We start from the raw sequence: 19,253 nt of genomic DNA, 5'->3' as shown, positions 1-19,253 counted from the left end.
TCAGTCGTCCGGGGCCAGCGCCGCGAGCTGCTGGGCGAACGGCGTGAACGTCTCGTCGGCGGACGGCGGGCGCGGGGCCGGGGCGCCCGCCAGGTACCGGGAGAGTTCGGCGGCGGCGCGGGCGACGCGCAGGGCGAGGGGGTCGTCGCCCGCGGGACGGGCCGGGCCCGCCGCGCCCCAGTCGTCGGTCGCCGCGTACACCGCCGTGGGCATGACGACCGCGCGCAGGTAGGAGAACAGCGGCCGCAGGGCGTGCTCCAGGACCAGGGAGTGGCGTGCGGTGCCGCCGGTCGCCGCGATCAGCACCGGGGTGCCGGCCAGTGCGTCCTTGTCGATCACGTCGAAGAAGGACTTGAACAGGCCGCTGTAGGAGCCGGTGAAGACCGGGGTGACCGCGATCAGCCCGTCGGCCGACGTCACGGCCTCCACGGCGGCGCGCAGCCGCGGGCCGGGGAAGCCGGTGACCATGTTCTGGGCGATCTCGTTCGCCAGGTCGCGCAGTTCGACGACCTGCACGTCCAGCTCGGGTCCCGGACCGGTGCCCGCGGTCTCGGCGACCTGCTGCCGGGTCGCGGCGGCGAGCCGGTCGGCGAGCAGCCGGGTGGAGGACGGCCGGCCGAGACCGGCGGTGATCACGACGAGTTTCCTGGTCATGCGGTGACCTCCTCGCTGTCGTGGGTGGTGCTGTCGCGGCTATCGATAATGTCGCCGCGGCCGCGGGCGACGAGCGCCTGGTGGGTCGGTCCGTCCGGCACGCCGGCCGGGCGGCCCGCCGCGAACTCGCGCCGCAGCACCGGCACGACCTCCTCGCCGAGGATGTCGAGCTGCTCCAGCACGGTCTTCAGCGGCAGACCGGCGTGGTCCATGAGGAACAGCTGCCGCTGATAATCGCCGAACGATTCGCGGAAGGTGAGCGTCTTGTCGATGACCTCCTGCGGCGACCCGACGGTCAGCGGCGTCTGGTCGGTGAACTCCTCCAGCGACGGCCCGTGGCCGTACACCGGGGCGTTGTCGAAGTAGGGACGGAACTCGCGCACCGCGTCCTGGGAGTTCTTCCGCATGAACACCTGGCCGCCCAGCCCGACGACCGCCTGCTCCGGGCTCCCGTGGCCGTAGTACGCGTAGCGCTCGCGGTACAGGCCGATCAGGCGCTTGAAGTGCTCCTTGGGCCAGAAGATGTTGTTGGCGAAGAAGCCGTCACCGTAGTAGGCGGCCTGCTCGGCGATCTCCGGGCTGCGGATGGAGCCGTGCCACACGAACGGCGGGACGCCGTCCAGCGGGCGCGGGGTGGAGGTGAAGGACTGCAGCGGGGTGCGGAACTTCCCGGCCCAGTCGACGGTGTCCTCGTGCCACAGCTTGTGCAGCAGCGCGTAGTTCTCGACCGCCAACGGTATGCCGTCGCGGATGTCCTTGCCGAACCACGGGTAGACCGGGCCGGTGTTGCCGCGGCCCAGCATCAGGTCGACGCGGCCGTCGGCGAGGTGCTGGAGCATCGCGAAGTCCTCGGCGATCTTGACCGGGTCGTTCGTCGTGATGAGCGTCGTCGAGGTGGAGAGGATCAGGTGGTCGGTCCGCGCGGCGATGTAGCCGAGCATGGTGGTCGGCGACGACGGCACGAACGGCGGGTTGTGGTGCTCGCCGGTCGCGAACACGTCGAGCCCGACCTCCTCGGCCTTCTGCGCGATGGCCACCATCGCCTTGATCCGCTCGTACTCGCTCGGCGTCCGCCCGTTCGTCGGGTCCGTGGTGACGTCGCCGACCGTGAAGATCCCGAACTGCATCTCGCCCACCGTCCCATTGGTTGATGTTTCAACCACAGGAACGGAAGACCCTCCGCGTCTATTCCCGCCCTGCCCAGCGCCCCGCGAGCGGGTCCTGACCACCCGGCGCGGCGCCGGGCGGAGGCGCGCCGTGACCCGGCGGCTGCACCCCGTGGTAGGTGATCGAGCCCGCCTGGATCACGGTCTCGTGGAAGACGCCGCCGTGCGTGGTGTTCGTCGTGTAGTACGTGGCGCCGCCCGCGGCCTGCGGCTCGGGGGACAGCTCGGCCAGCAGGCGGCGCAGCTCGTCCGCGGCGGCCGGGTCCGCCTGGAGCGTCCGCCGAAGCCGCAGCCGCCACTCGGCCCGCAGGTCGTCCTCCGTGGCCGCGTCCTGGGCGCCGCGCGCCTCGGCCAGCTCGTCACGGGACCGCTCCAGGTCGGCGGCCACCGTCTCCTCCGCGCCCTCCGCTCCGTCCCGCGCGAAGAACCGCGCCAGCCGCGCCCTGACCTGCGCCCAGGCGTCCGACGCCATGAGCCCCACCACGGCCGTCGCGCCCGACGCCGCAAGCCCTGCCAACTCCGCCTCCACGGCGCCCCCTTCACGTCACCCGGACGGCCTCTGCCGCTCTCGCCCCCGTCCACGGTAGGGCCGCCGGGACGGTCGTGTCCCGCAGGACGGCGCACCGGCCGGTGACCACCCCGTCCTGCCTCATCCGCTAACCTGTCCTGGGCCGCCCTGGGCGGTCTCCATCACGCTCCATCCCGCCCCAGTAGCTCAGGGGATAGAGCACGGCTCTCCTAAAGCCGGTGTCGCAGGTTCGAATCCTGCCTGGGGCACGTCTGTGAGCAGCACGTACGGACCGAAGGGCCAGGTCAGGGATGGTGTCCCCGATCTGGCCCTTCGCGTCTCCTGGAACCTGATGGAATCTGTTGGACGTCTCCCGGAGCCTGCTGCGCACGAGCCGTCCCCGATCTGACTCCTAAACGATCACTCGACTCGCAGGGCGCGACCTGCGGGAGAATGAAGAACGGCCCCCGTCCACTCTAGGGACGGGGGCCGCCTGCGCTGGGGCACCGACTCGGGGCCGCCCGAAACCGGTCCCCAGCGCGCTCGCGGGCGCCACCTGGTACGACGCCTCCCCCTGTCTAACGGATGCATGCTGAGCAGGTCATTCACCCGTTCGTGTGAACATGTGTGCGATTCACGTACACGCACTCTAGCCCTGCGGCAGGCCTCTACCGCAGGGCTGGCGGGGCAACAATGCCAACTAGTTACCCCGGGCATCTACCGGTTAACCATGATCCACGGTCAGCCCCAGATCTGGTACTGACATCTCGATCATGATCGGGTGCCGTGGCCGTGTGCCCACCGACCCCCGGCCCGACTGGGTCCGCCCCCGCCGAGCGGAGATCGGCCACCGCATCGCCCGCTGGCGCAGCGCCCGCGACCTCACGGTCGACGGCCTCGCCGACGCCTCAGGCCTCGACCGGAAAACGGTGATGCGCGCCGAAGGCGCGAGCGTCAGCACCGGCATCGACGTCCTGCTCCAGCTCGCCGCCGGCCTCGACGTCCCGCTCGGCCGGATGCTCGACGAGGACCCGCCACCGCGGTAGCGCCCGCCCCCGGCGCTCGACAGGAGGAGCGCCAGGGGCGGGCTTGCCCGTGCCGCCGCCCAATGAGGGGTTCGCGGCCCCACGGCGGCACGGGCGGTCAAGGGGCTACCAGATCCGCACGTTGGGGTACTGCTGCTGGAGCCGCTGGTGGTTGGCCAGTCGCTCCTCGGGGGTCATGCCGTCGTCGGCCTGCTCGCCCTCGACCTCGTCGTCGGGCTTCGGCTGGGGCTGGGGCTCGTCGGCCATGCGCATCTCCTCGTAGGTGACGTGGGTGCCTGCGCGGCCCGGCACGGGGGAGCCGGGCCGCGCAGGTGGGGGTTCGGCGGCCACCGTTTCGCCGGACCCCGGTCTCAGGTGCGCGCGTCGCGTGCCCGCTGGCACTCGTCGGCGAGGCGGCACCAGGTGATCTCGCCCGCGTGATCGTCGGCGGCCTGCACGACCCAGTCGGACGTCATGCGACCGCACCAGCCGCAGCGGCGGGGCTGCGGCTTGGCCAGCGCCGCGCCCGACGGCTCCGGCGTGCCGGTCATGACACGGCCTCCGGTAGCAGCTGCACCAGGCGGCGGACCACCGCGGCCGGGAGCGGCGGCACGTAGACGTACTCCTCCGACTCCCCGTAGTCCGCCCAGCGCGTGATCCGGTGCAGCAGCTCGGGCCCGGCGCCGAGGGCAGCCAGCAGGTCTTGCAGATCGGCCGCGGCCTGTCGACCGGCCGTCATCTCGGTGCTGTCGGACTGTAAGGTCACCACTGCTGCGCCCCTTCCGGCGTGGCCTCGCCCCGGGCCTGGACCGCCGCGGGGCACTTCTCTGCCCGCCCCGATCGGCGCCAGGGCGGGCTCCTCCTCGACGCTAGGGACTGCGAGTTCGCACGCGCCATCAACTAGCACGAACTTGCACGCCAGTTGGCTCGCCACCTGTGCGCCGGTGGTGCGCCCTTGACCCGCTCACCCGCACGAACGAACGTGCTGCAAGTACGTGTTAGCAACGGCGTATCGGAGAGGTCATGAAGCTACGGTTCATCGGGATTGACCCGAACACCGACGGTTCGAACTGCCCGCGGGTGTGGGTCGACGAGCAGAAGAAAGAGTTCGTCTTCCAGGGGTGGGAGGCCGACAACGAACTGACTGACGAGGTCAAGTCGACCGGCCCCCTCCCGGAAGGCGAGACTGTCCTCCGCATCCCCATGAGGATGGCGAGCATTCTGAGGGAGGCATGCGATGCAGCCGAAGGCCTGGACGTTCGATGACCTACTGGCCGGCGCCACAACGTCGGCCGTGCACCTGGAGATGCGCGACGTCTACTACTCCAACCCCCGATTCGAGGACTGGCGCAACGGCGCCCGCGTCGACTGGGATGACCGCGGCTCCTGGTGGCTTCCGTTTCACCAGGACGTCGCCGACGCCGTGGCCCGCGGCGTCAAGGTCCGGCGGGCCCGGGTGATCTCGGAACCGGCCACCGAGTACATCCTCTGGGAGCACTACGTCACCGAAGGAAACCTCCAGGCCGGTGAGGACGTGCGGTGGCTGACCCGCGAGCTGACCGCCGACCTGCTCATGCCCGGCCGCGACTTCTGGATCTTCGACAACCAGATCATCCGCCTCGCCTCCTTCTCCGGGAACGGCGACTTCCTCGGCGACGAATTCACGGACGACCCCGCGCTTGTCGGCCTGAACGCCGCTGCGTTCGAGCGGGTATGGGAACGTGCCATCCCCCACCAGGACTACAAGATCAAGTAGCGGACACTAAGCACCATGCCGCCGACCTCCCCGTCTTCGAGTGTCCAAGCCGCCCGCCAGAACCTCGCCGAACGCCTCCGCGAGATCCGGCTCGACGCAGGCATCACGAAGCGGGAGGTCGCGGCACGGTGCGGGTGGAGCGAGGCCAAGAGCGGCCGCATCGAGAACGCCCGCACCGCGCCCTCCGACGACGACGTCCGCCGCTGGTGCCACGCCTGCGGCGCCGCGAGTCTCGCCCCCGACCTGATCGCCGCCAACCGGGCCGCCGACTCGCTGTACGTGCAGTGGCGGCGCCTCCAGCGCACCGGGCTCAAGCAGCTACAGGACTCACACCGCCCCCTCTTCGAGCGCACCACCCACTTCAAGGTGTACTGCTCGAACGTCGTCCCCGGGTTCCTCCAGACGCCCGGCTACGCCACCGCGCTGCTCCGCTCGATCGCCACGTTCCGGGATCTGCCCGACGATGTCGACGCCGCGGTCGCCGCGCGAATCGACCGGTCCCGGATCATCCACGAGGGGCGCGCCCGCTTCGCGATACTCATCGAGGAGGCGGTACTGCGGTACCGGCTCGGGGACTTCAGCGTGATGGCAAGCCAACTGGGCGCGCTGCTGTCCGCGATGGACCTGCCCGCGGTGTCGCTGGGGATCATCCCGACCACGGTCCAGCGGACCATGTGGGCGGTCGAGTCGTTCACCGTCTTCGACGACGCCCGCGTGGATCACGAGCCACTGTCGGCCTCGGTGAAGGTCACCGCCCCGGACGAGGTCGGCGTGTACTTGAAGGCGTTCACCGCCCTGCACCAGCACGCGGTGTACGGAACCGAGGCGCGAGTGCTCGTGACTAAGGCGATCGGCGAGCTGAGCTGACCCCGGACGCGCGAAAGCGCCCCCGCTCCGGAGAGCGGGGGCGCGGTGGTTCAGGTGCGGCGGCGGTCGAGCAGCGCTGGCGGCGGGCTCGTGGTCGGTGTGGTCGGGGCGGGGGTGCCGTCGCGGCGGCACACCAGCGCGTCCGGGTCGGTCGCGGGCGGCTGGAGGCTGTACCCGTCCGGGCACGCAGGTCCGGCGGGGCCCTGCGGCCCGGCGGGTCCGGCCGGTCCCGCCGGGCCCTGTGGCCCGGCGGGACCAGCAGGCCCGGCGGGGCCGGACGCGCCGTCCGTACCCGCGGCACCGGCAGCGCCCGGTGCCCCCGTCGCGGACACGCCCGCAGGACCGGTCGGCCCGGGGCTCCCCGGTGGGCCAGATGGCCCGGACGGGCCCTCGGGCCCCGGTGGGCCGGACGGACCGGTCGAGCCCTGCGCGCCGGAGCCCCCCGGCGTGCCCGGCGCACCGCGGCTCCCCGGCGGCCCCGCCACCGGCGTCGCGCCGAGCTGCTGCACCTGGTGCGCCAGCTGGTCCCGCGCGGCGTTGGCCTGGTGCAGGTCGTCGGCGAGCCCGCGGACGCTGTAGATGATCCACGCCAGCAGGGCGCCCACGGCGAGCGCGAGCACGACCGTGGCCGCGTCCCCGCGGCGCAGCTGACGATCCAACGTGCGCTGTTCGGCGCGGGTCATCCCTTGCCTCCCATGCTCATCAGGATCGGCAGCAGCACGGCGACGAGGGGCACGATGACGGCGCCGATAAGCCACCGGCGCGTGGCCGCCAGCCGCTCGGCGTCCTTCACGCGGATGTCCTCCAGCGCCTTCACTCTGGCCGTTAGCGTCTCGTGGCGCAGCTCGTAGAGGTCTTGGGAGACCTTGCCGTCGATGCGGCGGCCGAGCTGCTGGATGTCGTCGCGCAGGTCGGTGAACCGGTCCTCGAAGCGGCGCACGACCTCACCGAGGGTCGGTTCATCCGGCACGTGGTGCTCCTGGGATCAGGCCCCGGTCACGGGCGTGGTGCTGGCACTCTCGGCCAGGTCGGGGCGCGGCGTGTGCCGGGTCTGCCACCCGGCGAGGCCGGTGACGAGCGGCGGGGCGAGGACGAGGATCAGCGCCTGGAGCCAGGGCGGCGTGCTGCCGAGCATGCTGTGGTCCGCCTCGATGTCGTTGAGGACGGCGACGGCGATGCCGCAGCCGGTGGCCGCCGCAGTCGCAGCGGCGACCTTCGCCTCGATGAGCCAGCGCTTCGCGGTGGTGGATCCCATGAGTCAGCCCTCCTTCAGCGCGGCGAGCAGCGCCGCCGCGAGCTTGGCGTAGTCGATCTCCGGCGCGGCCGTGGCTGCGAGCTTGTCGACCTTCGCGGCCAGCGCGGAGAGGCCGGACCCGTTCTGGCGGGCCTGCGCGAGCGCCGCGGCGGCCTGCGAAGCGGCGTCCTTCACGTACTGGTGCGCGTCCCGGTCGTCGCCGGACTTCGTGTTCTTGTAGGCCCAGATCTGCGCCTCGGTCGGCATGTCGTCCTCCAAGCTGGGCACGTGGCCCGGGGTCCACTGGCCGAAGTCCTCGACCAGCGCGGTATTGAGGTCGCAGGAGACGCCGCCGATCGTGGCGGTCGCGCCCTGCCGGATGTGCGCGCGCGGGTCCCACCGGCCCGCGGACCAGGCCCGGGTCTGCCACGCCCACGCCGCGTGCCCACCGTCTAGGGCGGCGCGCACGGTGTCGTACCCGCCGTACACGCCGACCCGGTCGCGGCCGAGGACGGACGCGGCGCCGTCCAGGTACGCCATCACCGTGGGCAGCTGGGCGGCGGTGGCGTCGAAGTCGACGGCGAAGTAGATCGGCCGGCGGCCGACCGGCATCCCGGCGGCGGTCGCCTGCACCGCCGCGAGCTTGGCGTCCGCGATACCCGCCGCCCGGCCGTCGAGCGGCCGCCGCTCGGTGCTCTCCCAGACCACCACGACGGACAGGCCGTGCGCGGCCAGGTCGTCCGCCTCAGCGCGCGAGATGTTCTTGGTCGCCCCGTTGCTGAGGTACCGGGCGGCGAACCGCTTCCCCGCCTCCTTCAGCGCGGCGCCGCCGGGGTGGGACCAGGCGTAGTCCACCCCAGGGATCGCGGTCGTCACGGTCCCTCCCATCAGGGGGCCTTCACGATGTAGTTCGCCGAGCCAGCTGCTGCTGCCCAGACGAAGTCCTCTGCGACGGACTGTGCGCCGATGGCGTAGGCCTGCGGGGGTGCCCAGGCCTGGTAGCAGCGCAGCGCGTTCAGCGCCATCATCCGCGCGGTGGCCGCGTACTGGGCCGGGACCGGATACGGTGCCGCGCCCGCGATCGTGGTGGTCTGCTCGCGCCTGACCATCCACCGCACGTCCGTGATCTGCCCGGCGAGGAGGAGTTGCCGCAGTGCCTGGCCGATGGCGGCGTGGGTGGTGTCCATGTCCGCCCAGTGCATGCCGTAGTGGCCCGCGCCGGGGCTCAGCGCCTCGTTGGCGAGGATCAGCGCCTTGGCCTCGTCGACGGTGATGTCCGCGCCGCGCACGTCCGTCCGCAGGTGCACCCGGTCCGGGCTGATGCCGAGCTGCCGCGCGGCCTGCACCAGTTCCCGATCCCTGGCCGCCACGAAATCGGCCGTCGTCATCGGCGGGATGCCCTCGCGCGCGGGGTAGTGGTAGCCGCCCCACCAGGAGTTCGGCGTCAGCCCCGCCAGCTCCTGGAGCACGCCGGACATTGACCCGTCCGTGCAGGAGACTATGTGCACCTCCCTCCCGACCAGGGAGTGGTGCGCGATGAGCTGGCCCGCCCAGAGGGATTCGTCATCCTGGTGAGGGTCGTAGAAGAACAGGGGCCGCCCGGTCGGGGCCGGTACGGGGTCGGTCACAGTGCCTCCTGGCATGAGAAATCCCCTGGCCAGACAGCACAGGGGAACAGCGGTTCAGGTGTCGAGGGCCGGGTCAGGCCTTGTAGGTGGTGACGATGACGACGCCGTTGGCGCCGCTGGCGCCCGCCCTGGCCGCCACGCTGGCGCCGTTGGACGCGCCGCTCGCCCCGGCGCCGTAGGTATAGCCGTTGCTGCCAGCCGCGGACGCGGACGGCGACGGCCGGGTGGCACCGCCGAGGACCGTGCCGCCGCCACTACACGTCTTCACGGGCAGGCCGCTGATGACCAGGCCGTGGCCGCCCGCGCTGCCCTGGACGCGGACGTCGCCGCCGGTGCCGCCCGTGCCGCCGTCACCGGAGGACGCGGTGACCGCGGTGACCGCGGAACAGGCGGCGCCGCCACGGCCGCCCGCCGCCGTGATCGTCGCGCCGAAGGACGTGGTGCCACCGTCGCCGCCCGCACCCGGGGTGGAAGCTCCCGCGGTACCGCCTGCGCCGACCGTGATCGCCGCGGTGGAGCCGATACCGCTGGCGGGGTAGGTGCCCTTGGCGTACTCGCCGCCTCCGCCCGCACCGGAGCACGCGGCCTGGCTCGCGCCGGTCGCCGCGCACCCGCCCGAGCCACCGCCACCGCCGACCACCTCGACCACGACCCACAGGGCCCCCGCCGGTTTGGTCCAGGTGCCGCTCGCGGTGAAGACGTCCACCTGCGGGGTGCCGGGAATGATGGCGTCCGCGGTCGTCGCGGCGGTCTGGATGTGCTCCCAGAGCCGCGTGTGGTCCGTGGACTCCGGGAAGATGATTCCCTTCGTCGTCGACTGGGTCACAGCAGCTCCTTCCGATCGGGGCGCTCAGCTGGTGCGGCGCCAGTACAAGGTCAGGACCCACGCGGCAGACCAGGAGCCCCGTCCGGCCAGACGGATGTACGGGGAGTCGCCGCTGATGACGATGCCGAGGCCGCCGCGGGCGCCGTCCATCAGCGCCTGCCCCCAGGAGGTCGGCAGGACGAACGCGGTCTCGGACGGGGACACCTGACCAGCGACGCCGAGCGAGGGCCCCGTGACCGATTCGTTGACCGTAGGAAATCCGCTGGGCCTGGCGGTCTCGGTCACCAGCCGCAACGTGGGGGCCCGCTTGCCGTAGTCTCCCGACGATAGGCGGCGGAGCCTCACCGTGGCCTTCGTGCAGGTCGCACCCGTCAGGCTGTGGGGCTTCGAGCCGTAGAACGCGAAGCCCGACGACGAGCCGTACCCGCTGCTGCTGTATCGGCCCTGGTAGGTGTCCGCGCTGGTGGACGGGCCGATGTCCGTGCGCCAGTGCCCATCCCGCCAGGTGCTGGTCGCCACAGGCGCCACCACCAACGACCCCGTGGTCGTCACGGGTTTCGGGGCGGGCGCCGTGTCGCCGCCGCCGGACGGCGGCGTGGTCGCTGGCGGGGGCGCGACCGGTGCGGCGCCCGCGACTGCGAGCGCCCACCAGGATGAGCCGACCCGCTGGATGAGTACCGGCACGCCCACGTCCACGCCGGTGAGCCCGGCCACGGCCCGTGCGGTGATCAGCACGCCGGAGACGTACACCGGCACCGCGCCCGACGTAACCGGTGCACCCGCCATGCCCATGAGCGCCCCGCGACCGGCGAGGCTGATCCTGCGGTCCCGCCAGTCGGCCATGTCAGCCTCCGCTCAGGATCCGCACGTCCAGGGTCATCTGGCCCGGGGAGTAGGGCAGGTCGAGGGTCTCGATGCTGGCGATCGCGTTGGTCAGCCCGAATTCCGCGCTGGTGATGCTGACGATGTCGCCGGTGATCAGGCCCGGGTGCGGCAGGCAGGTCACGGACAGGCGGCGTGACGCGGTGCGGCGCAGCGTCGTCAGCCTCGTCGCGGCAGCCGCCCGGCACTGGTCCACCGTGCTCAGCAGGCTGGAGGAGTAGAGCAGCGGCACCGGCAGCGGGCTGAACGCGCCGCCGATCCAGTACGGGCTCGCGCTGTCGTTGTCGTAGGCGGTGCCCGTGAGCTGGTTCCCAGCGGAGTCCTCGCCGGACGCGACCACGCAGTTGTAGGCGCCGTCCCGGGTGGTGCTGCCCGACCAGCGCATCACCGTGCCGCCCACTCCGTCCGTGAGAGCGAGCACCGGCGGCCCCGGTGAGTCGTCGCGGACCGGCTCGACCAGCAGCAGCCCGTCCTCGGTGACCCGGCACGCGGCTGGCCACGCCGTCAGCACCTCCTGGAGCGCACCCATCCGGTCCGAATCCCACTCCAGGCCGAGCGGCACAGCCCGATCGGTGAGGGACGTGTCGACCTGGACGGTCAGAGCGGGCTCGACCAAGCTCCGGACGGTCGATGCCAAGGTCCCCGCGGGCTGGAACGGGGCCACGAGCTGCGCCTCAACGATCCAGCTCAACAGGCCCTCGCAGGTGACCTGTACCTGGTCGTCACCGGCGGTCGACTCGGAGATCAGGTAGATCCCGCGGCGGATCCACTCGAAGCCCCCGCCCACGTCGATCCCGTAGTCCACGTGCAGCGTCTGCCCATACGCGGCGAGCGGGTCCGTGGGGCGGAGCGGCTCCCACGAGACCCCGCGGTCGCGGCGGGGCACGCTGAGACTGACCTGCTCCGGCACCGCCAGGGACCGGTCCCGCGTCTCCGAGCCGTCCGCGATCGGGATGTCGTCGGCGAGCAGCTCGTCGCCGAGCCAGGACGAGACCCGCATCTCCATGGTGTAGCTGCCACCGACGATCGCGAGGGCAGCATCGGACATGTCCAGCACAGCGCCCCCCTACGCTCCGAGGTCGGCCTGCGCGATGGCCAGCAGCGTCGTGTACGCGGCCGCGATGTCCGCCAGCGTGCCGGGGTAGACCGCGGCGAGGTCGGCGAGGGTGAACCCGGCGGCCTCCAGGGCGTCCGGCCACGGATCTGCCTCAGCGGTCGTCAGGTCCCACCAGGTCAGCTCGTCGTACCAGTGCGGCCGCTCCACGTCGTCGGTGACGGCGTAGTGCCCGTCGACGCGCGCCATCGTGACCTGCTTGCGGATCTGCACGACGCCCTCGGTCGCTCCGGTGAGCACCTGCTGCATCGCGTCCGAGGCCGCATCGGTCTCCGTCCGCACCGTCACAGTCGCTGTGGCGGTCGCCCGGCGGCGGCTGACGGTCACGAGGCGGCCGCCCACGTTCATCGTCGTCGCGTCCCGGGACCTGCTCTTCTCCCAGCCGGACTCGATGGTGACCATCGTTCCGACGCCCTGGACGGCGTCGGAGATGACGTCGCCGTCGGCGGTGGACGTGATCGTGCCCGCTGCGGTCACGGTCCACACGTCCCCGTTGACGTCTGTCAGGTCTGCGGCGTACCCCACCGGCACGCCGAGAGGCTGCTCGGCGTCCACCCGCAGGAGGGCAGACAGCCCGGTGACGTCGACGCTCGTTGCGGCCCGCACCGGGGCCTGGTCGTCGCCGACGGTGCGGTAGATGCTGGCCGTCACGGTGTCGCCCGCGGACATGCCGGTCAGGGTGACCAGGGTGCGCGGGGGGAAGGCAGTCTGCGGGGCCGCGGTGAGTGCGGCGGCCGCCTCCCTCACCCGCAGCACCCCGGCCACCCCCGTGGAGGCCGCGGCGAGGGTCGCGGCCACCGTCGGCGCCTGCGTGCCGGACCCGGCGGTCACCGCCTGCGTGGTGACCCCGACCCGGCCCACGTTGCCTGGTGTCAAGGCAGCATCGGCCCGCTCCGTCATCGTCCCGAAGGTGATGCCCGTCGCGGCGACCGCCTCGACGGTCAGGGACGCTGTGCTCACGGGCAGCGCGTAGCCCACCAGGGTCATGTCGCCGACCGCCCACGTAGGGGTGTCCGGGCAGGGCGCCGAGAAACCCGTGCCGGAGCTGGCGTCGACGCCAGCAGTGGCCGTCCACCGCCACCCCGTGCCCGCCGACCGCGCCAGGACATGGATCTGCCCGGCGATCAGCGACCCGGTCCCGGACGGGACCGCCGTCGTCGGCGCCGCATCCCCGCCAGCCAGCACCCGCACGAAGATCGTCAGGCGCCGCGGGCCCGTACCGCTCCCCCACGTGCCCCCGCCTCCGGAGAGCGTGGCTGCGAGGGTCCACCCCGAGGGCGTGCTCGGGGTGGACTCCGCGCTGGTGCCGGACACCACGACCAGCACCGCCAACTGCCCGGCGACCGTAGACGCCGGGTACGTCGGCGAGATGCTCGCCGCGTCCTGCACCAGCACCCCCGCGCCGAAGTAGCTGATGCTCACGAGGACCCCACCTTCGCCCGGAACGCGGCTTTGCTGTCTGCCTTCTTGACCTCCACGCGGATCAGGTCCTGAAGCCGCTCGTCGGCAACGTGGACATGCACCTCGGGAGCTCCCGCCTCCGCCAGTGCGGCCGCCAACGCCTTCAGCGCCGCCAGGTGGCCGCCGTCCCCGCCAGCCGACCGTCCGCTGGCCGCCGAGCGAGCGCGGACAGCCGTCATGGTGTCGGCCATCCGCTGTGCTTCCGCCGCAGCCTTCGGAGCGTGCAGGCGCACGCCGACCGCGGCGCCGAGCGCGAACTGCTTGCCGATCTGGTCACGTGCGACCGTGCTCGGGGAGTGGATGCCGAGTTTCTTCTTGATGGTGTTGACCATCCCGGCAGCCAGACGGTCCATCTCCGCCTGGAGCGCTTTCTCCTGGGCCTGGAGCCCGGCAAGGAACCCCTTCCCGGCCTGCGCCCCGGAGTCGTACATGGCATCGGCCATCGACTTGCCGAAGCTCGCCGTGAGCTTGTCCTGCGACGTCGCGAGCCGGTTGAGGGTGTCGATGTCGTCCCGGGAGGCGCCCGCGAGGATCTGCGCGAGCTGGCTACCCGGTCCGGCGTCCGCGAGTTGCGACAACAGCGTCTTGCTCAGCCCGCGCTTGGACAAGTCCGACACCTCGGACGCGAAAGCTCCCGCCGTGCTCTGCCCCCGCTGCATCTGCGCGACCAGGTCGGCCACCGATGAGGCGGACGTCCCCGAGATGCTGAGGTAGTCCCCCAATCCGTTCGCCTGGTCCGTGGCGAACTGGTTCGCTTTGGTGATCAACGCGGCGATCGACGCCTTCTTCGTCGCCAGCGCCTGGAGCTGAGAGGACGTCTTCAGATTGCCCGCGACCAGCGAACCGGCCCCGGCCGCCTGGAGCTTGGTGTTCATGCTCTTGATGGCCGACGCGATGCCCGCAGCTGTACCGGTCTCCAGGCTCTTGAGGAAACCGTTCGCGAGGCTGTTGGACACCGACGTGGTGCCGGTGAGCAGCTTCTTCGCCGCGGCCAGCTTCTTCTGTGCGGCCTGCACTTCCAGAGCATCGGCGCGCTGCTGCGCCTTGGTGTGGGCCTGCGCCGCCCTCTTCCTCCAGTACGCCAGATCCCGCTCGGCCGCAGCCACCCGGCTGGATGCCGAGGTGCCCTTGGCGTACCCGGGCAGCGGTGTGGCGCTCGCGCGGGCCAGCGCCATCGAGTCGGCGTGGCTGTAGATGCGGGTCCCCTGCCGGGTGACCTGCATCAGCTCCGGGCCGCGCTCGCCGACCCACGCGGTCTGGCCGATCGGCGCCAGGCCGCCGCTGGCGAACCCCTTGACCTTTCCGCCGAGGGCGCCGCCGCTGCCACTGCTGCCGGCGACCGCCCGCTTCACGGTGCCCAGGAAGGACGCCACACCCTTGAACCCGGCCTGCATGCCCGAAAGAAGCCCGGACATGACGTCCTTGCCACGCTGGTACAGCCAGCCGGAGGCGCCCCTGAACGCGCCCGTGATCGGGCTGATCAGGTGGTCACCGACCCAGTCCCCCAGGCCGCTCGCAGCCGACGACACGCCGCCCAGCAAGCCGGAAACTACGTCCTTGCCGCGCTGGTACAGCCAGCCCCCGGCATCGCTTGCCGCTTGCAGGATCGGGGAGACAAGGTGCGAGTACAGCCACTTCCCGATACCAGCAGCCGTCGAGGTGATGCCGGACAGCAGGCCGCGCACCAAGTCCCCGCCGATCCCAGCAAAGATGGTGCTCGGGCTGTGAATCCCGAACAAGGACTTGACGGCGCCGACGATCGGGTCGACGAGGTGGGCCTTGAGCCACTGGCCGACACCGAGCACGCTGGTTCCGACGCCCTGCAGCAGCCCGTTGACCAGCGCGCCGCCCGCGGCGAGCAGCCACGTCGCGGACCGGGTGAACGGCTTCAGGATGTAGCCGATACCCTCGCCGATCTTCGCGATGACCCAGCCGGTGCCGCTCTTGATGCCGTCACCGAGTCCGCGGATGGCCCGCTGACCGGCCCGCTGGAGGTCGATGGCCCACGAGCCCAGTCGGGTGGTGAGGAGGCCGCTCTCGCGCTCCACGACGGCCGCAGCCTCGGGGAAGACCTCCGAGAGGCCCTTCCACAAGCTCTTGCCGAAGAACTTCGCGACACCGCCCGCACCCTTGCCGACCAGGTCGCCGACCTTCTCCACGCCCTTCAGCAGCGGCACAGCCCACTTCAGGATCGGGAGCTTCTCGAAGACCTTCGCCAGCGGCCCAGCCAGCTTCCCCAGGGGGATGAAGCTGACCGCGGCGAGAATGACGTCGCTCCAGTGCTTCCGCCAGAAACTTGGGCTGGCCAGCGGCTCGAACAGGGTGACGGCGATCCCGACCGCCAACGGGATCGCCATGCGCCCGATGGACTTGCCGATGCCGACGTAGTCGAGCTTGCTGAGCGCCTTCGTGATCTTCTTGGTGATGTCGGCGAGGTGCCCGCCGACCCACCCGACGGCGGTGGCCAGACCCGAGCCGATGGTCCGCCCGACCTTGCTCCAGTCGATGCCCTTGACGGCGTCGCCGATGCCGCCGGAGATCAGCGAGCGGATCTGTGCGCCGAGCTTCTTCGCGTCCGAGGCCTTCGGCTTCGGCGCCGCGATCATGTCCGGGATCGTCGACTTCGCACCCTTGAGCTGCGGCGACGGTACCGTGAAGGTGTACGGCCTCCGCAGCATCGGCGGGATCGTCGGCCCCTTGATCTGCGGGGTCGGTACCGTGAGCGTCGGCTTCTTCTTCGCCTTCGGCATCAGGCCGTCGATGAAGTCCGACACCATCGTGCTGGCGGCACCGAACCCCGCCTTGATCTTGCCGACGGGGACCATGCCGAGCAGCTCCTGCGAGTACCGGTGCACGGTCGGCAGGGCGGTCTTGTTGACGTAGGTCGTGAACTGGGTGACTGGCGGCAGCAGCATGTTGCCGGCCTTGATCGAGAAGACCTCGAAGTTGGACTTGATCAGGTTGAACTGGGCTTGCGCGGTTTTCCGCTGGGCCTCCACTGCGGGCCCGTACTTGCCCATCGAGTTGTTGATCTGGAGCTGCTTCTTCTCCAGCACGTCCAGGTTGTTGACCATGGACAGGATGGCGCTGGAGGACTTGCCGCCGCCGAACGCCCTGGACAGGAGGGCGGCCTGGTGGGTCGCGTCCAGCCCGGACTGGTCCAGGTGCTCGGACAGCAGCTCGATCGCGCCGATGATGCCGTCCTTGGACCGCATCGCCTGACCCAGCATGTTGCCGGTCAGACCGATCGTCTTCAGCTGCTTATCCGCCGCCCGGCTCGGGGCAGCCAGCAGGGAGATCGACATGCGCAGGCGGGTCGCCGCGGACGCGCTGTCGATGCCCTCGTCGGTGAACAGGGCCAAAGCGCCGCCCACCTGCGCGAAGGTCAAGCCGAAGGTCTTGGCCGTCGGCAAGATCCCGGTGCCGAGTGCGGCGACCATGTCCTCCATGCGCATGTTGCCCGCGCCGATGATCGCGTTGACGGTGGCCGCGGTCTTGCCGAAGTTGTCGGCGCCCTTGATGCCGGTCCGCCACGCGCCGGCGAGCGCGTTGGTGGTGGCTTCCAGGTCGCTGCCGCCGACTGCCGCCAGATCCGAGGCGGTCTTGAGGGCCGTCATCGCCTCGACGTTGGTCATGCCCACCGACTTGAGGTGGTACAGGCTTTCGGCGAGCTTCTCGGGGCCCTGCTGGGTGGACTTGCCCAGCTCCAGCACCTGCTTGGACAGCACCGCGACGTCACCCGCGCTGGCCCCGGCCTGCGTCTGGACCTTCTTCATCTCGGCCTCGAAAGCGACCGCCTTCTTCGTGCCGTCGGCCAGGCCGACCGCGACGCCGGCCGCCAGGGCGGCGCCTGCGGCGAGCCCGGCCTTCGCGAGCTTGCCCAGGCCGCGCTCCAGCTTGGACGCGCTCCCGCCGACCCGGCTGAAGGTCTTGCTCGCGGAGTCGCGGGCGACGAGGTCGTAGCGGACCCCGGTGGTCCTGAGCGCCATAGCACCCACCCCCTGCCCGTGCTGGCCGGGCGGGGCCCGGGAGAGGGGGTGTTACTCGTCGGCTTCTGCGGCCCGGCGCTCTTCGGCCTCGATGCGGTAGAGCGCCATCCAGTCGGTCAGCTCCTGGGAGCTGATCCGGGCGAGCATCTCGGCGCGGGTCATGCCTCCGAGGTCTCGGGCGAGGGTGAAGGTGAATCGCCGGAAGGCTCCGTCGTCTCCTCGGAGTTTCCCTCCGCGTCCTCGGCGGCCTGGTCGCTCATGCCGGACAGGCGCGCGGCGACGTCGTAGAGGCGCTCGAGGACGGCGGCGTTCTTCTTGCCGAGGGCCATGGCGTCCTGGTCGGCGAAGATCCGGGTGCCGTTCTCGGTGACGAGGACCCGCACGAGCAGCCGGGCGCGGGCGTTGCGGAGGTCGAGCTGGCCCTTCTTGCGCAGGCTGACCTCGTACTCGTCGCGCTCGGCGCCGGTCATCGAGCGGATGTTGACGTCGCCGCCCCACTCGGGGCACGGCACCGTCTCGGTGACGGCGTCGACCGCGGCGATGATGGCGTCACGGGACAGGGTCATGTGGTGCTCTCGCTTTCAGGTGATGTCCTTGCTGACCTGGTCGATGACCCGGTTCACGGCGACGCGTGCCCGGGTGCCGCCAGTGCGCATGACGGTGAAGAAGTAGGGGTGCGGGGACTGCGTCACGTAGACGTTCCGGTTGCCGTAAACCGGGTGCCGCCACCGCTTCAGTCCCTCCATGTACGCCTGGAGGGACTTGGCCTTCGTCGGCATCTTGCGGCCGTCGACCCGGATGATGACCGCGGCCTGGCGGCCCGTGGTCTTGACCTCCAGGCCGGTGGCGCGCGACAGCTGGCCCCGCAGTCCGGCCGCCGTGTAGCGGCGGCCGGAAGGGATCGAGCGGATCGACGCCCGCACCGCCGGTACCAGCGGGCGTGCCGCGCCGCGCAGCTCCCGGCGGAACCGCTTGAGGAGTTCGCGGTCATCCATGCGCCGCAGCTCGCGGGTGATGCGCGTCAGGTCCCGGCCGTGCCGCAGTTCCACGTCAGCCCGGGATGGCGACGTTCTCGGCGGGCTCGCGGAGCGTCGCGAAGTTCACCATGATCTCGGCGACCGCGGTGATGTCGCGCTGCTTCGGCACGCCGGTGACCTGCACGGGGAAGATGTCCATCAAGTAGTTGGCGACGTCACCCTCGTCCATCCAGACGATGTTGCCGAAGTCCCCGCGCAGCAGCACGGCGCGCACGTCCACGCTGGTGGCATCCGCGTAGAAGGTGAGCGAGCTGTCGCCGGCCTCGGTGTTGCTGGGGACCTTGCCGGTGAAGCGGGAGCCGAGGGCGTTGGTGTCCTCGGTGTTGCCGGTGACCTCCCAGCCGGAGACCGCGCTGATCTCCGGCGACAGGTCGATGCCCGCATTCAGCTCGGACCGGGTCGGCGCTGACAGGGTCGCGATCGACGGGACCCACAGCACCTTCGAGATGCCCTGGCGGTAGTAGCGGGTGGACTGGCTGATGGGGGTGGCGGCCATTACGGCGTCTCCTTCTCGGGCTCGGACGGAGTGGAGCGCCGCCTCTTGGGCGAGTCGGGCTCGGGGGTGGGCTCGGGTGCCAGCGCCTCCTCGCCGGCCGGTTCCGGCACAGCGGCAGGCTTCGCGGGAGCGGGGCGCGGCGGCGGGGTCGGGGCGGTGGTCTCGTCCCAGCCCGCGGCGGCGTAGTGCGGGACCTGGAGCCGGTCCAGCTCGATCGGCGGGCTGTCCGGCAGGTCCGGGTGGCTCATCCACACGCGGGCCCTCATGACGCCGCCACCCGCACCACGGCCACGCTGACCGAGGTCACACCGTCGTAGGTGATCGCCGCCCGGCCCGTCGCCGGGTCCCGGTACCGGTCGGTGATCGGGATCAGCTCGGTCTTGCCTGCGGCCACGGACACGGTCCGGTCAGAGACCGCGAGGTCCCCGTCGATGGTCTGCGGTGTCGCCAGCGTCACCGAGTGGCTCGACGCGTCCCCGTTCTTCACGGCGAGGAACACGCCGACGCCGGTCTGGCAGGTGTCGCCGCCGGACGTAGCCGCGACCATCTGCGCGTCCAGTTGGAGCCCCTGCAAGGGGACTACATGGGTGGTCAGGGCGGCCATGAAAGC

General features: G+C 71.4%; 25 protein-coding genes and 1 tRNA gene. 5 read left to right on the top strand and 21 right to left on the bottom strand.

The annotated features are described in order from the left end of the window. The 3 genes from ACH4PY_RS07820 to ACH4PY_RS07810 are packed head-to-tail and all read right to left on the bottom strand — an operon-like array spanning nucleotide 1 to nucleotide 2,337. Entirely contained in the window at nucleotides 1-654 is a 654-nt protein-coding gene (locus tag ACH4PY_RS07820) for an FMN reductase (protein WP_398177105.1), read from the bottom strand. Further along, entirely contained in the window at nucleotides 651-1,781 is a 1,131-nt protein-coding gene (locus ACH4PY_RS07815; protein WP_398177620.1) for an LLM class flavin-dependent oxidoreductase, read from the bottom strand. The genes ACH4PY_RS07820 and ACH4PY_RS07815 overlap by 4 nt, the downstream gene beginning before the upstream one ends. Nucleotides 1,782-1,839: 58 nt before the next feature. Continuing rightward, nucleotides 1,840-2,337: a hypothetical protein gene (locus ACH4PY_RS07810; RefSeq protein ID WP_398177103.1), complete on the bottom strand. Its 498-nt coding sequence runs from the start codon at nucleotides 2,335-2,337 to the stop codon at nucleotides 1,840-1,842. Nucleotides 2,338-2,524: 187 nt separating this feature from the next. Here ACH4PY_RS07810 and ACH4PY_RS07805 point away from each other — a divergent pair. Together ACH4PY_RS07805 and ACH4PY_RS07800 are read left to right on the top strand one after the other, a co-directional pair. Further along, nucleotides 2,525-2,597 (top strand) — tRNA-Arg (locus ACH4PY_RS07805). Nucleotides 2,598-3,122: 525 nt separating this feature from the next. Continuing rightward, nucleotides 3,123-3,374 (top strand): helix-turn-helix domain-containing protein, encoded by a 252-nt coding sequence (locus tag ACH4PY_RS07800; RefSeq protein ID WP_398177101.1) that lies wholly within the window; start codon nucleotides 3,123-3,125, stop codon nucleotides 3,372-3,374. Between the two features lie 105 nt (nucleotides 3,375-3,479). On the opposite strand, the gene ACH4PY_RS07795 is transcribed toward ACH4PY_RS07800, so the two are convergent. The 3 genes from ACH4PY_RS07795 to ACH4PY_RS07785 form a co-directional block, all read right to left on the bottom strand. Further along, nucleotides 3,480-3,620: a hypothetical protein gene (locus tag ACH4PY_RS07795; protein ID WP_398177099.1), complete on the bottom strand. Its 141-nt coding sequence runs from the start codon at nucleotides 3,618-3,620 to the stop codon at nucleotides 3,480-3,482. A gap of 104 nt (nucleotides 3,621-3,724) precedes the next feature. Further along, nucleotides 3,725-3,904, bottom strand: a complete 180-nt coding sequence (locus ACH4PY_RS07790) for a hypothetical protein (protein ID WP_398177097.1) — start codon at nucleotides 3,902-3,904, stop codon at nucleotides 3,725-3,727. Then, the gene (locus ACH4PY_RS07785; protein ID WP_398177095.1) at nucleotides 3,901-4,119 is read right to left on the bottom strand and encodes a hypothetical protein; all 219 of its coding nucleotides are present in this window, start codon (nucleotides 4,117-4,119) and stop codon (nucleotides 3,901-3,903) included. The genes ACH4PY_RS07790 and ACH4PY_RS07785 overlap by 4 nt, the downstream gene beginning before the upstream one ends. 257 nt (nucleotides 4,120-4,376) lie before the next feature. Here ACH4PY_RS07785 and ACH4PY_RS07780 point away from each other — a divergent pair, with 257 nt between their 5' ends. The 3 genes from ACH4PY_RS07780 to ACH4PY_RS07770 are packed head-to-tail and all read left to right on the top strand — an operon-like array spanning nucleotide 4,377 to nucleotide 5,976. Further along, nucleotides 4,377-4,619 (top strand): hypothetical protein, encoded by a 243-nt coding sequence (locus ACH4PY_RS07780; RefSeq protein ID WP_398177093.1) that lies wholly within the window; start codon nucleotides 4,377-4,379, stop codon nucleotides 4,617-4,619. Further along, nucleotides 4,591-5,109, top strand: a complete 519-nt coding sequence (locus ACH4PY_RS07775; protein ID WP_398177091.1) for a DUF6879 family protein — start codon at nucleotides 4,591-4,593, stop codon at nucleotides 5,107-5,109. Before ACH4PY_RS07780 ends, ACH4PY_RS07775 begins: the two co-directional genes overlap by 29 nt. A gap of 15 nt (nucleotides 5,110-5,124) precedes the next feature. Continuing rightward, on the top strand, nucleotides 5,125-5,976 hold the full coding sequence (locus ACH4PY_RS07770) for a helix-turn-helix domain-containing protein (protein WP_398177089.1): 852 nt from the start codon (nucleotides 5,125-5,127) through the stop codon (nucleotides 5,974-5,976). Between the two features lie 50 nt (nucleotides 5,977-6,026). Here the strand turns inward: ACH4PY_RS07770 and ACH4PY_RS07765 are convergent, their stop codons facing one another. From ACH4PY_RS07765 to ACH4PY_RS07695, 15 genes are all read right to left on the bottom strand, one after another. After that, entirely contained in the window at nucleotides 6,027-6,659 is a 633-nt protein-coding gene (locus ACH4PY_RS07765) for a collagen-like protein (RefSeq protein WP_398177087.1), read from the bottom strand. After that, the gene (locus ACH4PY_RS07760; RefSeq protein WP_398177085.1) at nucleotides 6,656-6,946 is read right to left on the bottom strand and encodes a hypothetical protein; all 291 of its coding nucleotides are present in this window, start codon (nucleotides 6,944-6,946) and stop codon (nucleotides 6,656-6,658) included. The genes ACH4PY_RS07765 and ACH4PY_RS07760 overlap by 4 nt, the downstream gene beginning before the upstream one ends. Nucleotides 6,947-6,961: 15 nt before the next feature. Continuing rightward, nucleotides 6,962-7,231, bottom strand: coding sequence for a holin (locus ACH4PY_RS07755; protein ID WP_398177083.1), 270 nt, complete (start codon nucleotides 7,229-7,231; stop codon nucleotides 6,962-6,964). A gap of 3 nt (nucleotides 7,232-7,234) precedes the next feature. Beyond that, nucleotides 7,235-8,086 carry a DUF1906 domain-containing protein gene (locus tag ACH4PY_RS07750; protein ID WP_398177081.1) on the bottom strand — a complete coding sequence of 284 codons (852 nt, stop codon included), beginning with the start codon at nucleotides 8,084-8,086 and terminating at the stop codon, nucleotides 7,235-7,237. An 11-nt stretch (nucleotides 8,087-8,097) separates the two neighbouring features. Then, nucleotides 8,098-8,838: a PIG-L family deacetylase gene (locus tag ACH4PY_RS07745; RefSeq protein WP_398177079.1), complete on the bottom strand. Its 741-nt coding sequence runs from the start codon at nucleotides 8,836-8,838 to the stop codon at nucleotides 8,098-8,100. 73 nt (nucleotides 8,839-8,911) lie between these two features. Further along, the gene (locus tag ACH4PY_RS07740; RefSeq protein ID WP_398177077.1) at nucleotides 8,912-9,664 is read right to left on the bottom strand and encodes a hypothetical protein; all 753 of its coding nucleotides are present in this window, start codon (nucleotides 9,662-9,664) and stop codon (nucleotides 8,912-8,914) included. A 24-nt stretch (nucleotides 9,665-9,688) separates the two neighbouring features. Beyond that, complete coding sequence (locus tag ACH4PY_RS07735) at nucleotides 9,689-10,507, bottom strand: hypothetical protein (protein WP_398177075.1); 819 nt, start codon at nucleotides 10,505-10,507, stop codon at nucleotides 9,689-9,691. A 1-nt stretch (nucleotide 10,508) separates the two neighbouring features. Then, nucleotides 10,509-11,594, bottom strand: a complete 1,086-nt coding sequence (locus tag ACH4PY_RS07730) for a DUF5047 domain-containing protein (protein ID WP_398177073.1) — start codon at nucleotides 11,592-11,594, stop codon at nucleotides 10,509-10,511. Nucleotides 11,595-11,612: 18 nt separating this feature from the next. Continuing rightward, nucleotides 11,613-13,082: a hypothetical protein gene (locus ACH4PY_RS07725; RefSeq protein ID WP_398177071.1), complete on the bottom strand. Its 1,470-nt coding sequence runs from the start codon at nucleotides 13,080-13,082 to the stop codon at nucleotides 11,613-11,615. Next, a complete protein-coding gene (locus tag ACH4PY_RS07720; protein ID WP_398177069.1) occupies nucleotides 13,079-17,110 on the bottom strand; it encodes a phage tail tape measure protein in 4,032 nt (1,343 codons plus the stop codon). Before ACH4PY_RS07720 ends, ACH4PY_RS07725 begins: the two co-directional genes overlap by 4 nt. A 158-nt stretch (nucleotides 17,111-17,268) precedes the next feature. Further along, nucleotides 17,269-17,676: a hypothetical protein gene (locus tag ACH4PY_RS07715; RefSeq protein WP_398177067.1), complete on the bottom strand. Its 408-nt coding sequence runs from the start codon at nucleotides 17,674-17,676 to the stop codon at nucleotides 17,269-17,271. Nucleotides 17,677-17,691: 15 nt separating this feature from the next. Further along, on the bottom strand, nucleotides 17,692-18,159 hold the full coding sequence (locus ACH4PY_RS07710; protein ID WP_398177065.1) for a hypothetical protein: 468 nt from the start codon (nucleotides 18,157-18,159) through the stop codon (nucleotides 17,692-17,694). Between the two features lies 1 nt (nucleotide 18,160). After that, nucleotides 18,161-18,643, bottom strand: a complete 483-nt coding sequence (locus tag ACH4PY_RS07705; protein ID WP_398177063.1) for a hypothetical protein — start codon at nucleotides 18,641-18,643, stop codon at nucleotides 18,161-18,163. Continuing rightward, nucleotides 18,643-18,909: a hypothetical protein gene (locus ACH4PY_RS07700; protein WP_398177061.1), complete on the bottom strand. Its 267-nt coding sequence runs from the start codon at nucleotides 18,907-18,909 to the stop codon at nucleotides 18,643-18,645. Before ACH4PY_RS07700 ends, ACH4PY_RS07705 begins: the two co-directional genes overlap by 1 nt. Further along, the gene (locus ACH4PY_RS07695; RefSeq protein WP_398177059.1) at nucleotides 18,906-19,247 is read right to left on the bottom strand and encodes a hypothetical protein; all 342 of its coding nucleotides are present in this window, start codon (nucleotides 19,245-19,247) and stop codon (nucleotides 18,906-18,908) included. The genes ACH4PY_RS07700 and ACH4PY_RS07695 overlap by 4 nt, the downstream gene beginning before the upstream one ends. Nucleotides 19,248-19,253: the final 6 nt, after the last annotated feature.

Source organism: Streptomyces sp. NPDC021224, assembly GCF_044332905.1.
Classification (GTDB): domain Bacteria; phylum Actinomycetota; class Actinomycetes; order Streptomycetales; family Streptomycetaceae; genus Actinacidiphila.
Note: the sequence above shows the minus strand (reverse complement) of the source record. Positions and strands in the feature narration are given on the sequence as shown.

Bases quoted from the DNA above. Each gene is read 5' to 3' on its own strand.
- ACH4PY_RS07815 (WP_398177620.1), bottom strand. From the start codon at position 1,781: ATGCAGTTCGGGATCTTCACGGTCGGCGACGTCACCACGGACCCGACG.
- ACH4PY_RS07730 (WP_398177073.1), bottom strand. From the start codon at position 11,594: ATGTCCGATGCTGCCCTCGCGATCGTCGGTGGCAGCTACACCATGGAG.
- ACH4PY_RS07765 (WP_398177087.1), bottom strand. From the start codon at position 6,659: ATGACCCGCGCCGAACAGCGCACGTTGGATCGTCAGCTGCGCCGCGGG.
- ACH4PY_RS07720 (WP_398177069.1), bottom strand. From the start codon at position 17,110: ATGGCGCTCAGGACCACCGGGGTCCGCTACGACCTCGTCGCCCGCGAC.
- ACH4PY_RS07735 (WP_398177075.1), bottom strand. From the start codon at position 10,507: ATGGCCGACTGGCGGGACCGCAGGATCAGCCTCGCCGGTCGCGGGGCG.
- ACH4PY_RS07705 (WP_398177063.1), bottom strand. From the start codon at position 18,643: ATGGCCGCCACCCCCATCAGCCAGTCCACCCGCTACTACCGCCAGGGC.
- ACH4PY_RS07795 (WP_398177099.1), bottom strand. From the start codon at position 3,620: ATGGCCGACGAGCCCCAGCCCCAGCCGAAGCCCGACGACGAGGTCGAG.
- ACH4PY_RS07770 (WP_398177089.1), top strand. From the start codon at position 5,125: ATGCCGCCGACCTCCCCGTCTTCGAGTGTCCAAGCCGCCCGCCAGAAC.
- ACH4PY_RS07790 (WP_398177097.1), bottom strand. From the start codon at position 3,904: ATGACCGGCACGCCGGAGCCGTCGGGCGCGGCGCTGGCCAAGCCGCAG.
- ACH4PY_RS07700 (WP_398177061.1), bottom strand. From the start codon at position 18,909: ATGAGGGCCCGCGTGTGGATGAGCCACCCGGACCTGCCGGACAGCCCG.
- ACH4PY_RS07715 (WP_398177067.1), bottom strand. From the start codon at position 17,676: ATGACCCTGTCCCGTGACGCCATCATCGCCGCGGTCGACGCCGTCACC.
- ACH4PY_RS07820 (WP_398177105.1), bottom strand. From the start codon at position 654: ATGACCAGGAAACTCGTCGTGATCACCGCCGGTCTCGGCCGGCCGTCC.
- ACH4PY_RS07695 (WP_398177059.1), bottom strand. From the start codon at position 19,247: ATGGCCGCCCTGACCACCCATGTAGTCCCCTTGCAGGGGCTCCAACTG.
- ACH4PY_RS07755 (WP_398177083.1), bottom strand. From the start codon at position 7,231: ATGGGATCCACCACCGCGAAGCGCTGGCTCATCGAGGCGAAGGTCGCC.
- ACH4PY_RS07780 (WP_398177093.1), top strand. From the start codon at position 4,377: ATGAAGCTACGGTTCATCGGGATTGACCCGAACACCGACGGTTCGAAC.
- ACH4PY_RS07775 (WP_398177091.1), top strand. From the start codon at position 4,591: ATGCAGCCGAAGGCCTGGACGTTCGATGACCTACTGGCCGGCGCCACA.